The 14708-nt window shown below is 65.0% G+C and carries 14 protein-coding genes, 2 pseudogenes and 1 other annotated feature; of the genes and pseudogenes, 8 read left to right on the plus strand and 8 right to left on the minus strand.

Annotated elements, in window-relative coordinates; genetic code table 11:
• The first annotated feature begins 137 nt into the window (after positions 1 to 137).
• From BLV94_RS18040 to BLV94_RS18055, 4 genes are all read left to right on the plus strand, one after another.
• Positions 138 to 1214 carry a maleylacetate reductase gene (locus tag BLV94_RS18040; protein WP_072937613.1) on the plus strand — a complete coding sequence of 359 codons (1077 nt, stop codon included), beginning with the start codon at positions 138 to 140 and terminating at the stop codon, positions 1212 to 1214.
• 57 nt (positions 1215 to 1271) lie between these two features.
• Positions 1272 to 2228 (plus strand): dioxygenase family protein, encoded by a 957-nt coding sequence (locus BLV94_RS18045; protein ID WP_072937590.1) that lies wholly within the window; start codon positions 1272 to 1274, stop codon positions 2226 to 2228.
• Positions 2229 to 2327: 99 nt separating this feature from the next.
• Positions 2328 to 3764, plus strand: coding sequence for a sugar porter family MFS transporter (locus BLV94_RS18050; protein WP_072937591.1), 1437 nt, complete (start codon positions 2328 to 2330; stop codon positions 3762 to 3764).
• Between the two features lie 36 nt (positions 3765 to 3800).
• Entirely contained in the window at positions 3801 to 4166 is a 366-nt protein-coding gene (locus BLV94_RS18055; RefSeq protein ID WP_072937592.1) for a universal stress protein, read from the plus strand.
• 214 nt (positions 4167 to 4380) lie between these two features.
• Here the strand turns inward: BLV94_RS18055 and BLV94_RS18060 are convergent, their stop codons facing one another.
• The gene (locus tag BLV94_RS18060) at positions 4381 to 4827 is read right to left on the minus strand and encodes a DUF2231 domain-containing protein (protein ID WP_174705447.1); all 447 of its coding nucleotides are present in this window, start codon (positions 4825 to 4827) and stop codon (positions 4381 to 4383) included.
• A 22-nt stretch (positions 4828 to 4849) separates the two neighbouring features.
• Positions 4850 to 5698, minus strand: a complete 849-nt coding sequence (locus BLV94_RS18065) for an SDR family oxidoreductase (protein ID WP_072937593.1) — start codon at positions 5696 to 5698, stop codon at positions 4850 to 4852.
• A 92-nt stretch (positions 5699 to 5790) separates the two neighbouring features.
• Between BLV94_RS18065 and BLV94_RS18070 the strand changes: the two are divergent.
• A pseudogene (locus BLV94_RS18070) lies at positions 5791 to 6087 on the plus strand (ornithine decarboxylase); the annotation flags it as partial.
• Positions 6088 to 6173: 86 nt separating this feature from the next.
• Here BLV94_RS18070 and BLV94_RS18075 read toward each other — a convergent pair.
• Both BLV94_RS18075 and BLV94_RS18080 read right to left on the minus strand, forming a co-directional pair.
• On the minus strand, positions 6174 to 6584 hold the full coding sequence (locus tag BLV94_RS18075; protein WP_244163847.1) for an anti-sigma factor: 411 nt from the start codon (positions 6582 to 6584) through the stop codon (positions 6174 to 6176).
• Between the two features lie 158 nt (positions 6585 to 6742).
• Positions 6743 to 6892 (minus strand): annotated as a pseudogene (locus BLV94_RS18080) (SRPBCC family protein); the annotation flags it as partial.
• 380 nt (positions 6893 to 7272) lie between these two features.
• On the opposite strand from BLV94_RS18080, the gene BLV94_RS18085 reads away from it, so the two are divergent.
• The gene (locus BLV94_RS18085) at positions 7273 to 7920 is read left to right on the plus strand and encodes a PAS and ANTAR domain-containing protein (RefSeq protein ID WP_072937594.1); all 648 of its coding nucleotides are present in this window, start codon (positions 7273 to 7275) and stop codon (positions 7918 to 7920) included.
• Positions 7921 to 8022: 102 nt separating this feature from the next.
• Here BLV94_RS18085 and BLV94_RS18090 read toward each other — a convergent pair whose 3' ends face one another.
• Both BLV94_RS18090 and BLV94_RS18100 read right to left on the minus strand, forming a co-directional pair.
• Positions 8023 to 8520, minus strand: a complete 498-nt coding sequence (locus tag BLV94_RS18090) for a hypothetical protein (protein ID WP_072937595.1) — start codon at positions 8518 to 8520, stop codon at positions 8023 to 8025.
• A 435-nt stretch (positions 8521 to 8955) separates the two neighbouring features.
• Entirely contained in the window at positions 8956 to 9999 is a 1044-nt protein-coding gene (locus BLV94_RS18100; RefSeq protein ID WP_244163625.1) for an FUSC family protein, read from the minus strand.
• 725 nt (positions 10000 to 10724) lie between these two features.
• On the opposite strand from BLV94_RS18100, the gene BLV94_RS18105 reads away from it, so the two are divergent.
• Positions 10725 to 11063 carry a WhiB family transcriptional regulator gene (locus tag BLV94_RS18105; RefSeq protein WP_072937596.1) on the plus strand — a complete coding sequence of 113 codons (339 nt, stop codon included), beginning with the start codon at positions 10725 to 10727 and terminating at the stop codon, positions 11061 to 11063.
• Positions 11064 to 11263: 200 nt separating this feature from the next.
• On the plus strand, positions 11264 to 11881 hold the full coding sequence (locus BLV94_RS18110; RefSeq protein WP_072937616.1) for a PAS and ANTAR domain-containing protein: 618 nt from the start codon (positions 11264 to 11266) through the stop codon (positions 11879 to 11881).
• A gap of 185 nt (positions 11882 to 12066) precedes the next feature.
• On the opposite strand, the gene BLV94_RS18115 is transcribed toward BLV94_RS18110, so the two are convergent.
• Positions 12067 to 12756 (minus strand): GAF and ANTAR domain-containing protein, encoded by a 690-nt coding sequence (locus tag BLV94_RS18115; protein ID WP_244163626.1) that lies wholly within the window; start codon positions 12754 to 12756, stop codon positions 12067 to 12069.
• Between the two features lie 624 nt (positions 12757 to 13380).
• A protein-coding gene (locus BLV94_RS18120; RefSeq protein ID WP_425272483.1) for an IS3 family transposase occupies positions 13381 to 14642 on the minus strand; the annotation gives its coding sequence in 2 pieces (ribosomal slippage) (positions 13381 to 14348 and positions 14348 to 14642; 1263 coding nt in all).
• Positions 14227 to 14358, minus strand: a sequence feature (AL1L pseudoknot). Its footprint overlaps the gene before it by 132 nt.
• Positions 14643 to 14708: the final 66 nt, after the last annotated feature.

Here is a 14708-nt window from a genome sequence, read left to right on the forward strand (position 1 = left end):
TGCAGTTGCGTGGGTCACTCTCTTGGCTAAGTTGATGGTACTGTGTGAACATCTTGTCCACGACACGATACTAGTCGATTCGGGCGAGGTAGCGGGAAGCCTCAGCGAAACCAGTCGGCATGCGCCAGGAGAACCAGATGACCTATGACTTCTTGTACGACGCGAACCCCATGCGGGTGCGATTCGGTGCCGGAGCACTCACCTCACTACCGGACGAACTCGATCAGCTCGGACTCGATCGCGTCCTTGTTCTCTGTTCACCAGGCCAGGAAGAGACTGCGGAGCTGGTGGCCTCCATCCTCGGCAACCGGTGCGTGGGCACCAGAGCAGATGCCGTGATGCACGTTCCTGCCGAGGTCGCCGCACGCACGAGCGCCGAAGCGGTGACTCTCGGCGCCGACGGCTGCGTCACCGTCGGCGGAGGCTCGGCCATCGGACTGGGCAAAGCCATCGCCCTCGAACACGGCCTGCCCATCGTCGCAGTTCCCACCACCTACGCAGGTTCCGAAATGACTCCCGTCTGGGGCATGACGACCAACGGACGCAAGGAGACCGGACGGGACCCGAAAGTGTTGCCGCGCAGCGTAGTCTACGACCCCGACCTCACCATCGGCCTTCCGGTCGAGATGTCCGTCACCAGCGGCATCAACGCCATGGCACACGCGGTCGAAGCACTCTACGCGCCCGACATCAGTCCCATCATCGCTCTGATGGCCGAAGACGGCGTGCGGGCACTGGCCTCCGCGTTGCCGAAGATCTTTGCCGCGCCTTCGGATTCGCAAGCCCGAAGCGACGCGCTCTACGGGGCGTGGCTGTGTGGCGCGACACTCGGCGCCACGACGATGTCGCTGCACCACAAGCTGTGCCACGCGCTCGGCGGCACCCTCAACCTTCCGCACGCCCCGACCCACTCCGTCGTGCTCCCGTACGTTCTGGCGTTCAACCAGCCCCACGCCGCCGACGCCGTCGCAGCACTCTCTCGGGCACTCCCCGGTACCGCAGACCCCGCCACCAGGCTGTGGGAACTCGCCGGCGATCTGAAAGCGCCGCGCACTCTCGCCGAACTGGGAATGAAAGAAGACGACATCGATCGCATCGCCGAGGAGGCGACAAGCCGCTCCTACGGCAATCCTCGCCCGATCACACACGCAGCGGTCGCCGCCCTCCTGCGCGCGGCATGGGCGGGCGAAGTACCCACCGACTTCGACGCGTAGACCGCGACCGTTCGTCGCCTGCAGAAACGTATCCGCACCAGACCACCGAGAGCCGACATGACCGAACACACCTACATGGCCCCCGACGCAGCACAGCCTCCGACCACCACCGAGTTCACCGAAGCCCAGATCGCCGTCGAAGAATCCCTGACGCGCAACGTGCTTCGCTCGTTCGACGACTGCACTGACCCCAGACTGACGCAACTGATGCAGTCGTTGGTCCGGCACCTGCACGCGTTCATTCGCGACGTCCGCCTGACCGAAGAGGAGTGGAACACCGCGATCTCGTTCCTCACCGAGGTCGGACACATCACCGACGACCGACGTCAGGAGTTCATCCTGCTGTCCGACGTACTCGGGGCGTCGATGCAAACGATCAACGTCAACAACGTCGCTCACGGTGATGCCACCGAAGCAACAGTGTTCGGGCCATTCTTCGTCGACGACGCACCGCTCATCGCCAACGGCGGTGACGTCGCCGGAGGCGCCGCCGGTCAACCTTGCTGGGTCGAAGGCACCGTCCGCGACACCGACGGCAATCCCGTCCCGAATGCCCGCATCGAGGTGTGGGAGGCCGACGAGGACGGCTTCTACGACGTCCAATACGACGATTCCCGGGTCTCGGGGAGAGCGCATCTGTTCAGCAACGAGGAAGGCCGTTACTGGTTCTGGGCGCTGACCCCCACCCCATATCCGATCCCGCACGACGGGCCCGTCGGCCGCATGTTGGCCACGACCGGACGCTCTCCCATGCGCGCGTCACACCTGCATTTCATGGTCACCGCCCCGGGTCTGCGCACCCTGGTCACCCACATCTTCGTCCGAGGCGACGAACTGCTCCGCCACGACACCGTATTCGGCGTCAAGGAGTCGTTGATCAAAGACTTCGTGGAGCAACCCGCAGGCACGCCGACTCCGGACGGCCTCGACACCGGCAAATCAAACTGGGCCAGAGCTAATTTCGACATCATCCTTGCGCCCGCCGTCGCCGGCAATCACTCCGTCGTCAACTGACCGGAGACGGTGGTGCACCGGCGAGGCAGGCGAGCAGCCGACCTGCACTCGCCGCTCGCGTTCTCCGCACGCTGCCCTGTTCCCTGAGAGGCCCCCGACATGACTCACCCCGCATCGCCGCAGTCCCGCGTCGCCGCACATCTTCCGCCCAACGAACCAGGACCGCACTCGAAGCGGCTCGGCATGATCGCCGTGGTCGCAACCTTCGGCGGACTGCTGTTCGGATACGACACCGGAGTGGTCAACGGTGCCCTCAAGCCGATGAAGGAAGACCTCGGGCTAACACCCTTCACCGAAGGGTTCGTCGTGAGTGCCTTGGTGATCGGTGCAGCGTTCGGCGCATTGATCGGTGGGCGACTCTCGGACAGGTTCGGCCGCCGCCACAACATCTTGATGTTGGCCGGGGTCTTCGCGTTCGGCACGCTCGGATGCGTCTTCTCCCCCACCTGGGAGGTCCTCGGCGCGTTCCGATTCATCCTCGGCATCGCCGTCGGCGGCGCGTCGGTCACCGTGCCGGTCTACCTCGCCGAAGTCGCCCCCTTCGAAAAGCGAGGGTCCCTCGTCACGCGCAACGAGGTCATGATCGTCTCGGGTCAGTTCGCTGCCTTCGTGATCAATGCAATCATCTTCAACGTCTGGGGGGAGCACTCCGCGGTGTGGCGGTTCATGCTCCTCATAGCGGTGCTCCCCGCATTCGCACTGTTCATCGGAATGCTTCGCATGCCCGAAAGCCCGCGTTGGCTCAGCTCCCAAGGCCGCGACGACGACGCACTCGCCGTCCTGCATCAAGTCCGTTCACCCAGGCGCGCGGAGGCCGAGATGGCCGAAGTCCACCAACTCGCCGAAGAGGAAGAAAAGGCGCAGACCGGGGGATGGACCGACCTCGCTGTGCCGTGGATCCGGCGCCTGGTGTTCATCGGCATCGGTCTCGGAATTGTCCAGCAGGTCACCGGCATCAACTCGATCATGTACTACGGCACCCAGCTGCTCGAGGACTCCGGATTCTCCGCCGACGGAGCCATCGTCGCCAACACACTCAACGGCCTGTTCAGCGTCCTCGGCATCACAGTGGGCATCATGCTCATCAACCGCGTCAACCGGCGCACCATGCTCCTCGTCGGATACGGGCTGATCACGACCTTCCACATCCTCATCGGATTGTCGGCTCTGCTCCTTCCCGACGGATCCGTGATCAAGCCGTATCTCATTTTGGTGTTCGTGGTTTGTTTCGTGTTCTCCATGCAAGGAACTCTCGGGCCGCTGGCGTGGCTCATGCTCGCGGAAATCTTTCCCCTGAAGATTCGCAGCCTGGCAATGGGAGTGTGTGTCTTCGTATTGTGGATGACCAATGCCGGAGTCGCGTTCGGTTTCCCGCCGGTGGTGGCGTCGCTGGGAATTGCACCGACATTCTTCATTTTCGCCAGTCTCGGGGTCCTGTCATGGATCTTCATCGTCAGATACGTCCCGGAAACCCGTGGGAAAACCCTCGAAGAATTCGAAGAAGAATACAGCGCCGCATATTCTGCTCGCCGTTGAACCGGCAAACCGCCGAACTTGGAAAGGACGCCACGCATGGCAATTGTTGTCGCCGTAGCGGACAACTCGGAGGGGACAGCAGCTCTGTACGCGGCAATCTCCGAAGCACGCCGGTTCGATACGAACCTCGTCGTCATCAACCTCGCGTTGCATGACCTCGACGTCGCCGAACTACCCACCGATGTGCCTATCGAGGTGATCGAACGTATCGGTCGCGACGATCGCGATCCGGTGCAGGCCGTGTTCGACGAGCTCGCCACGCACGAGGTGAGCAGGCTCGTCCTGGGCATCAGGCACCGGTCACGGGTGGGCAAAGCGCTGCTCGGGAGCGTCACGCAACGACTGATTCTCGACTCTCCCGTTCCTGTGCTCGCTGTTCAAGCCGAACACCGACAGCCGTAGGGACAACGCCGAACCCAGCCGCGCAATGTCAGTTCCGGGCGAAGATCGGTCCGGTGGCAGCGGCCGCGAGTCAAACCTACGGTGTTCGTGATGTAGCTGAGCACGAAGGCGCTCGTCCGAGTGCCGCCTGCCGCCTGCCGCCTGCCGCCTCAGCACGGCATATTCCTCCCCCACCTGCACGAAATCCTTGGGCGAGGTGCTCCGACAGCAGTCCTCAGAGCAAAAACATCCTCAGCTGGTCTTTTTCCGGAGACGCTGCGTAAATGTTCTTAGCCGCGTGGACTGCACCGACCCGGCGCTCGGCGCCGAGCGTGTCGGCCCAGTCCGACGCGCCGGTGAGTGTGGCCGGCACTGCCGCAAGGGCGCCCAGCCCCACGAGTTTTGTCGCGGCCTGCCGCGCGCTCGTGCCCCCGAGGGCATCGAGGAATCCGGCGCTGACCCACGCGCCGATAGGGACGGTGACCAGAAGTGGGTGCATAGGGTGCCCGAGATCGGTGCCGGACAACGCATCCTCGAGCCGGCCCGCCGGGAGCCATTTGTTGATCGCGGTCACGACCGCGCCCGCGGGGCGGTCCAGGGTTTCAGCATGCTCGAGCCGACGCACACCTCGCTCGAGTACATTCACGTCCACCACATCCCGATTTCCTGTCGACTCGAACACTTTTCGAAGGTCTGGCACGCCGTCAGCCCGGCAGTGTCTCGCCACCCAGTGGGGCGAGCACTTCCCCCGAGTAGTAGGAGGACAGCAGACCGGAAGCGAAGAACACGTAGGACGGCGCGATCTCGTCGGGCTGGGCGGCCCGCCCGTAGGGGGCCCGCTTCCCGAATTCCGCGACCTTCTCCTCGTCCATGGTCGCCGGGATCAGTGGTGTCCAGACCGGTCCGGGAGCAACACAATTGACGCGAATTCCGCGATCCAGCAAGGTCTGAGCCAACGAATACGTCAACGCCGTCACAGCACCCTTGGTCGCGGAATAGTCGATCAGCGACTTGTTCCCGCGCAATCCGTTGACCGAACCGGTGTTGATGATGGCGGAACCCCGGCCGAGATGCGGTACCGCCGCCTTCGTCACGTGGAAGTAGCTGTCGATGTTCACCGAAAACGTGCGCCGCCACTGCTCATCGGACAACTCGAGGAAGTCGTCGACCGGTTCCTGGTAGGCGGCATTGTTGACGACGATGTCGAGTCCGCCCAGTTCCGAGACCGTGCGGGCCACCACGTCGCGACAGTGCGCCGGCGAGGCCAGGTCGCCGGCGAAGGTGCGGCAGCGCCGCCCTTGTTTTTCGACCAGCTCGGCCGTGTGCGCCGCGTCGTCGCTCTCCTCGAGGTAGGCGATGGCCACGTCGGCGCCCTCTTTCGCGAACGCCACCGCCACGGCGCGGCCGATTCCCGAGTCACCCCCGGTCACCAGCGCCCGTTTGCCTTTCAGCAATTCGTTGCCCCGGTACGCGCGCATCTCGTCCTGCGGTTCTTCGGCCATGTCCGCGGTGCGGCCGGGGTAGTCGATTGCGTGCGGGGTGTGTTCGCTCATGCACCTCTCCGATCAGTGGCGAGTCACGTGTCGGGTACCCGGCCCACGAAACGGTGAATCGGCGGGCGCACAGCGACTGGGTACCGGACCGCATGGATCACTCACCCGCACCGATGTTGGAGGCACTGGCCGACTACCACCACCGTGACCGGTACGGGTTCACCCCGCCCGGGCACCGGCAGGGCCGCGGCGCCGATCGACGCGTCACGGAGGTGCTCGGGATCGACCCGTTCCGTTCCGATGTGCTCGCCGCCTTCGGTCTGGACGACCGCACCTCGAGCGGCCGCTATCTCGCCGACGCCGAAGACCTCATGGCCGAGGCGGCGGGAGCCGATCAGGCATTCTTCTCCACCTGCGGAAGCTCGCTGTCGGTGAAGGCAGCGATGATGTGATGATCCGCCGGGAATTCCGGCCGTCGTGCCCACCGATTCGACTCTGAAGACGTTGCGGGTCGTATCGTCCGGCAACAGTTGTCTCAGCGGCGTCCGCGGCGCTGTTTGATGAACGCCACCACAACTTCGCGCTCGCCCGACGACTCCCCCAGCAGGTCGGTGGTCAGCACGCGGTCCGTCAGTGCCTCCAATGACCGCCACCTCGCACCAGGGTACCGCGGAAGGCCTCGGTGCGACGTGACCGCAGTGGTCAGCAGAAAAGCAGACCCCGACACCTCGAACGAACAGCGCAGCGGAGAACCGAGCGTCGCCGCGTCGATCAGCGCGGCGCCCACCTCGTCGACCGCGCGGGTGATGTCCGCGATCTCGGTGAGCAGGAAGCCGCGCCGGTGGGCCAACGTCCGCGCGACCGCCCGAATGATCGGCAACTGATCCCGGGCCGCCTCGACCCGCAACTCGGTGGTGCTCTGCGGCCGGGCGCTCACCTTGTTCACCCCCGTTTCCGCCATTCGTTCCGCCGATCTGTGAATGCCGAGCGCTGCACGCTCGGCACCCTTCGCCGCCCGGGCTGTCACGATTACTCGGAAGCTACTGCAGCGCAATACCATCACGAGACCCTGTCGAGTCAGGGGTGGATCGATCGACCTCTCGACGCCATCACCGGCGTTTTCTCGTCGTCGAATCGATGGAGGGTGATGACCCCGGCGTGGTTGGGACCGGAGTCGGAATTCCAGGCCACCCGTTCGTCCGCATGCTGCTCGGTGATGGTGGCGTCGAACTCGCACACCTGCCCCGCCACATCGGTAGCCTCGGTGATTGCGCTCATGACGACCGCTTACCCGACGATCCCGCGTCCAACCCACCGTTCCATGCCGGATTCAACTTCGAGCCCGCCGGACGGGAAACAAGTCCTCTCCGCGACACAGTGCGGCCTCACGGAGCCGCGGGGACTCGCAGAGTCGCGCCCAGCCGCCGGGCAGGGCGAACTGGGCTGTTCCAGCGATTACCCCTCCGACGCCTGTTTTACGCTCGGGCACCGCAGCCGATTCCGGCGAAGGTCGACCACGTTGCCCCCGCCGCGGGCGTACTCGGCGCCCTCGCCTTCCGCATCCGATTCGTATCTTTCACGCTTCGAGTCTGATAGCACCTGCGCACCGTGTGACGGTGCGCTAGAAAGTAGTCGTGGATTCAGAGCAGGTGTTCGGTGGTGGTGAGCCACAGCGGGTGGGTAGTTTCCGCTTCTACCTGGACGGGCAGCGGTGGGAATGGTCCGACACCGTCGCACTGATGCACGGCTACCGGCCCGGCGAGGTCACCCCGACCACCGAATTGCTGCTATCCCACAAACACCCCGAGGACCACCTGCACGTCGCCCGGGTCCTGGACCGGATGATCAACGACGCCGAACCGTTCAGCAGCAAACACCGCATCATCGACACCACCGGCAAGGTCCGACAGGTCGTGGTCGTCGGCGACCGCATGCACGACGACAGCGGCGCCGTCATCGGCACGACCGGCTTCTACATCGATATCACCGACTCCCACCGCAACGACGTCAAAGACTCCGTCGACGAAACCGTCGCCGCCCTCGAGCAATCGCGGGCGGTGATCGAGCAGGCAAAAGGGGCCCTGATGCTGGTCTACGGTATCCCCGCCGACCGCGCGTTCGACATCCTGACCTGGCGCTCCCAGGAAACAAATATCCGGCTCCGCACCCTGGCCGAACGAATCGTCGCCAGATTCGGCGAGCTCGAACCCGACACCGGCCTGCGCACCCGGTTCGACCACCTGTTGCTCACCGCACACCACCGACCAACTCGCTCGAGCTGAGGGACGTTTGCCCGGTCTTCCGGCTCATCGCCGGCCCGCCGACCACAAAAGCCTCACAGCGGTGAGGCCGTCACCGAAGACACCGGGGCGGTGCCCGAGCCATCACCCTTCCTGTGCGGTGGCCATGTCTGGTGGGTCGGGAAGGTCGACATCGAGAACGAAGTCCAGCCAGATCAGGGCGTCTGCCAAGATTTCCGCGCGCATTGTGATGTCGAATTGTTCAGCGGCAGTATACGACCGCTCTCCCTCTACCAGATCCTCGGCGAGGAACGCCGACACCGTCCGTAGCACCCAACGCTCCGACGGGGGCAAAGCTTCGCCGTCGACGTACCGTCCTTCCGCGAAGCGAACGTCGAGGATCAACGTCTCGTCCGGACCCGCGCCACCCAGTCGCGCGACGACCACACCGACAGTGGCGTCGACAACCCACGCGAGCACATCGCCGTATACCGGCCGGCCCCCGGTCGGGTGCAGTTCGGCGCACACCCGGGATACCTCGCACGAGAGTCGGGCGGCATCCCGGTCACCGACCAGTTGCAATAGACGACCGCCGAGAGCTGCGGCCGAAGAGCTGGTGGGGCTGCCTGCGTTCGATCCCATACCCGAGAGTGCCTAGCTCAGGGCATCACCACACAGCCCGGTCGAGCTCCGGCATCTGAGCATGGGCGACCCTCCTTCGTGCTGGTCGTGCGGCCTTCGTCGGGCGGTGCCACCGGCTCCGCGTCGCCTGGCGGCAGCGACGCACCGGCGGGTGCTGGGTTCGTGCCGGACTCCCCGGTGGACGTGGCCTCCTCCTGATCCAGAGACCCCGGCTCGCGGTCCGTCCGGCCCGCTCCGGCCCGGTCCGCTCGACGGAAGAGCAGCCAGCAGTTCAGTGTGGGCAATCCCCGTGTATCGCGCCTGTCTCGTTGCGATGCGGCCGAGCGGGGTCGCGCGGTATCCCCGTCGCCATGAGGATCGCAAATCCTTGTAGCGCAGCGCTCCCCAATTTTATCGGTTCGACGTCTGGCGACGGATGTTGCTGCAAGTTGCGCGTCAGTGCTCGTCGGAAATGTCCAGCACGGCAAGCGCGGCCCACAGACCATCCGCGGCCAAGGCGATCGCCGGCCACGCACCGGGTAGGGGTTGGTGTCGTCGGACCGATTCCTCGAACGACTCGAGGCGCGAGCGGGCTTCAGGCAGAGCGGTCTGCACGACGTGCAGGTAGGGCTCTCGATGGTGGGCCGGGTCCCAGGTGAGTTCGTCGAATGCGGCCGAGAATGCCTCGAGTAGCGCCGCTGCTTCGTGCCGAAGTTGCTCCGGTGTGGACGCCGGGGGCCCTGCCTGCCGATCATCGGCGACGGTGAGCGCCTCGACCGCGACTTCCAGGACTGACACGTACAGCAAGGTGTCGTCGAGAACCGTTGCTATCGGGAGGTACACCTGCGATCCGCCTACCTTGGTCCAGCCGGGGCTACGAAGGTTGCCGCGCAAGCTTTCCCGGCCCTCGCGCAGCGCAACGCCGGCGCCGGTCGACTTGTGCAGATCCCACACCCGTTGCCGTCCTCGATCACTGTCGTGACGGCCTGACCGGAGGCCGTGGGCAAGATCGGCGAGCAGGGTCGAGAGTTCATGCGCACGTTGCAGAATCAGGTCGCGGGCCGTGGAAAGCTGGTCGGGAGGCAGCACGAGAGCATTGACCGCGACGCCGACGAGCACACCGACGGTGACATCGAGGACGCGATGAAACACCAGAGCCGCGTTCGTGGCCGATCCGTACAGCACTACCAACAGCGCGGTGATTGCTACCCACATCCCGTCCGGCGCCAACCACCGGCTGCGGCCGAGGATCGTCCCGACCGCGACCGCACCTGCGATGGCGGCGAGTTCAGGCAGGGTGCCTGCCGCCAACGCGGCAACGAGCACACCGAGAATAACGACCGTGACCTGACGTACGGCGGCGGACACCGAGCTGCGGACCGTGGTGCCGATGATGAACAAGGCGGCGTAGGGCGCAAGGAAAGACTCCGGACTCTGCAACACCCGATCGGCGAGCAACCAGGCGGTCAGCACCGCCACCGTGCACTTCACGGCGGACACCAAGCCCGGGTGCTGCAGCGCTCTGCGCAGCCAGGTACTCCAGCCACCCGCTTGGGGTCGCTGCGTCTGAGTACCGGCCCCTGCGGAAAAAGGCCATCTCATGTCAACACTTGTACCCATTCGATCGTCTCGGTTCACCAGTCCGTGTCCGTGCGCGGGATGTGCCATCAAGCGCACCCGCCCGGCGCGTTCTGGACCGGCCTGGTCACCGGTGCTCATACTCAGGCGGCTCGAGGCGGCCGATGTGATGCCAGTTACTGTCGAGCGATTCCCCTCAACCGTCCACCGGTGTGCCGATAGCATCAGCAGCACACCCTTTCACCCGCTCTTTCGAGACGTAAAGGGTGCGGGGCCTCCGATACCGGGTGCCTCCTGATCCCCGATGTCGAGCCATGGCATCACCGCACCGACACCGTTTATTTTCGCCTGCGGACCCGGTCCAGCACCGATTGCCATCCGGGCCGTGGTCTGCCAATAGCCCGTCCCTGGACATCAGGCGTGAAACCCCGACACAGTGAAGATGCTTGTTGCACAACACTTCCCGACCACCGTGCCCGACCCGACAATCCGAACCCGCGAGGAGGCCATACCAAACCACGCTCCGACATCGATCTCTTCGGTCACACCGTCGGCGACCGGCCCAGGTCCCCACCCGCACCTTTAGGTGCCCTGCTCTTGCCGGCGGATCGCGTCACTGTTCGACTCCGAAAGCGACCCATCCCGCAATGCCTGATCATTCGCACCACCACATCGACCGCAACTGGCAGCGCCGCGCCTCCTGCCGGGGAACCGACACCGAGGTGTTCTTCTCCCCCGACGGTGAACGCGGCCGCGTCCGCGCCCAGCGCGAGCACACCGCCAAACTCATCTGTCAGGATTGCCCCGTCCTCACCGAATGCCGCGCCCACGCCCTCACTGCCGAAAGTCACGGCATCTGGGGCGGCATGTCCGAAAGCGAACGCGCCCGCCACACCCGACGGACCCGCCACGCGGCCGCCCGACCCAGGGAGCGCGTCCCGGCGTCGAACTCCTCACCCTTGCGGATCCGAACACCCACAGCATGAGGATGGCGGCCTGGGAGGTCACGGAAACGATCTCGCTCGATGGTTCGCTCTGCAAGTCCGGGGTATTCGCCCGGTGTGCGGCTCGGAGTACTCGATATCGGTTCGAACTCGGCGCAGTTGCAGATCGTCGAGGCGACTGCGGGTGCGCCACCCGATTGGGCGAGTCGATCGGGGTGGACCAATGCCTCTACGAGGACGGGATCGCCCGGGTCGGCCAGGCGGTGACGCAGACGTTGGCGGCGGCGCACCGGTATGAAGTCGACGCCGTCGCCCAGATGCACGGGTACCGACCCGGCGAGGTGACGCCGGTCACCGAACTGCTGCTCTCCCACAAGCATCCCGAGGACCAGTCGCACGTCGCCCGGGTCCTCGACCGGATGATCAACGACGCCGAACCGTTCAGCAGCAAGCACCGCATCATCGACACCGCCAGCAACGTTCGCCAGGTCGTGGTCGTCGGTGACCGAATGTTCGACGGCACCGGTCGGGTGGTCGGCACGAGCGGGTTCTACATCGACATCACCAATTCCCACCGCACCGACGTCAAAGACTCCGTCGACGAAGTGGTCGTCGAACTCGAGCAGTCGCGGGCGGTGATCGAGCAGGCGAAGGGTGCGCTGATGCTGGTCTACGGCATTTCCGCCGACCGCGCCTTCGACATCCTGACCTGGCGCTCACAGGAGACCAACACCCGACTGCGCGCGATTGCCGAACAGATCGTCAGGGGATTCAGCGAGTGCGAACCCGACACCGGCCTGCGCACCCGGTTCGACCACCTCCTGCTCACCGCCCACCAGCGAGCCGGACGACCGGACTAGGGAACGGTCCCGCGGGCTGGTTTGGTCAACCCGCAGAACCTGGACCGATGTCCCTACCGGTCGAGCACCGGCCCTGACTCACCGCTTTCCCCGAAAACCGCCCGGGCAATCCGTCTCTGGCCCGGATGAACCCACGACCAGGGAGAAACGGCAGCGAATAACGTGTTTCCCCGACCCACCGTCGCTCACTTCGCAGGGTCGGGTCCGTGCTCGACGATATTCAGGGCAACCTCGTTGAGCGGCATGTTGGAGTGCTGGGACCGTCGGGTCAGGATCGCGAAGGCCTCGTCGGCGTCGATCGAATACCGCTGCATCAGCATGCCCTTGGCCTGACCAATCAGGTCCCGGGAGGCCAGGGCATCGCGGAACTGCTCCTCCCGCAGCGAGGCGATCAACGCGATCGCCACATGGGTGGCCAAGGTGCCGCCGATGCTGACCGAGTCGTCGTCGAACGCGTTCGCTCGGCTCGAATGCAGGTTCAACGCACCCATCGTGTGCTCGGTGGTGTAGAGCTGGAATGCCAGCATCGACCGGACCCCGATGCCGGCCGCCTCTGGGGCGAACCTCGGCCACCGCTGCTCGGTGGTCATGTCCGTGACGAGGACGGTTTCGTGGTTCCAGATCGCCTGCACACACAGCCCGTCACCCAGCCGGTGCTGGAGGTCGTCGATGTTCTTCGGCAGCTCCGACGTCGTCGCCCGAGATTGGAAGGACCTGCCGCGGGTGACCAGGGTGATGCCGGCGTCCTCGGCACCGGGAACCACATCCCGCGCGGACTTCGTGATCACCTCCGGGGTGCCCTGAATATTGGCGTGCTCGGCACGCAGATCGCGCGATCTGTTCGATCTCGGCGCGCAACCGGTGCTCGAAGCCACCACCCCGGTCGAGGGCCTGGTCCTCGTCTGAGCTCAAGCCCCATCGTCGCACGGCCTCATTTCACCCTTCCAGTGCCAGCGCACAGAGTCGCATGGACGCAACCCCACTCAGCGCTCATCGAGGCGGCCGGATCCCTGGTGGCGCACTGGATGCTCACCGGTCTCGTGCACGGGCAATGAACACCGACAACACCCGCTCCGAACTCATTCAGTATGAACTTCCAAACCTTTTGCAGCACTCAACTTCCGAGTGGCCGTCGCCAATGCGCGGACCGGTTTGCCCAAGATGCCGGCAGACAGGACTTCCGCCAAGGAATCGCCGGCGTCCATCGTCCGGCCGTCGACAGTTGGGGCAGCACCGCCGGATTCGTCCTCTCGTATGTGCTCGCCACTGTGACGAGGTACGTGGCCCCCAAAGCACGCTGAAGACCACGTGCCGTGCGACTCATCCGACCAGAGGACGGTAGCTCGGCCTGCTCGGCAGTTTCGATGTCGAGATGCATCTGTCACACCTACGCCGTGATCGGCCCGGAAATGACCCCGCTCCGTCAGCTCGCGTTTGCCCGGTGCGCCGTCGGGGGATGCTGCGGAGTGAATCGCCCTGGATCGAGTGGAGACTCCGGTTCAGGCCACCTCGGGGGTTGAGGCAGCAGGGGGACGTTGTTCACGATAGCGGGCCTCGTACCAGGTCGGCGAGAGATAATCGATCGACGAGTGCAATCGGTCCGCGTTGAACCAGCGAACCCACTCGGCGGTTTCCCGCTCCACCTCGGCCCGACCGCTCCACGACGCGTCACGGTCGATCAGCTCGGTTTTGTAGAGTCCGATCGTCGATTCCATCAATCCGTTGTCGAGGGCGTCCCCGACGCTGCCGATCGACCCGGCGATCCCCGAAGCGATCAACGCCTCGGTGAAGGCCAGCGACGTGTACTGGCTCCCCGCATCGCTGTGATGCACCAAACCCGTTGAGGTGAAACGGATGTCGGTTCTCCTGCGGGTGAACAACGCCTGCTCGAGCACTCCGGTGACCAACACGGTGGTCTTGGATGTCATCACCCGCCACCCGAGGATCCGGCGGGAGAACACGTCGACACAGAACGCCGTATACACGAATCCGGTGAGTGTCCACACGTACGTAAAGTCCGCGACCCACCACTGGTCCGGACGGTCCGGGGTGTCCCATTTCCTGTTGATCAGATCCGGGTGTCGTGGTGCCCGCTCGTCGCGCTCGGTGGTGGTCGTGCGGCGTTTGCCGCGGACCACCCCGCGGATGCCGCAGATCTTCATCAGGCGGGCCACCTGATCGCGCCCGATGTCGTGGCCGGCGTGTTTCATCGCCCACCAGATCTTGCGGGCACCGTAGAGGCGCTTGTTGGCCACGTACACCCTGTGCACGGCGTTGGCGGCGTACGCCTCGCCCAGGTCGGTGTCCGAGATGGGTCCGCGCTGCTTGGCCTTGTAGTAGGTGGACGGGGCGATGCTGATGCCGTGCTCGGTGAGCACGGCACAGATCGGGTCGACCCCGAATTGAGAACGGTACGCGTCGATGTAGTCGACGATCACCGCAGTCGGCGGTCGACCTCCGCCGCCGCGAAAAACGCGCTCGCAGTCTTCAAAATCTCGTTGGCTCTGCGTAATTCGGCTACTTCGCGGCGAAGCCTGGCGACCTCGGCCGACACGTCAGGTACCGAAGACGGTGTTCCGGGGGCCTGGCGGCCTTCCTCCCGCTCGATCCAGTTCCTCAGCGTCGCCGGCGCGATGTCGAGCAGCTCGCCGACATGGCGACGGGCTGCGACCTTCGAGCCTCCGTGCTCGTCGATCCGGTCCCGATACATCCGGACGGCGCGATCCTGGGTCTCGGCGTCGTACTTCCTCGGTGCAGGCATACCAGCATTCTCCTTGTTCGATCAGGAGTCTCCACCTCGTCCAGGACGGTTCAGAGAAACCTATGT

Origin of the sequence: Rhodococcus koreensis (assembly GCF_900105905.1) — a bacterium.
In the GTDB taxonomy this organism is placed as follows: Bacteria; Actinomycetota; Actinomycetes; order Mycobacteriales; family Mycobacteriaceae; genus Rhodococcus_F; species Rhodococcus_F koreensis.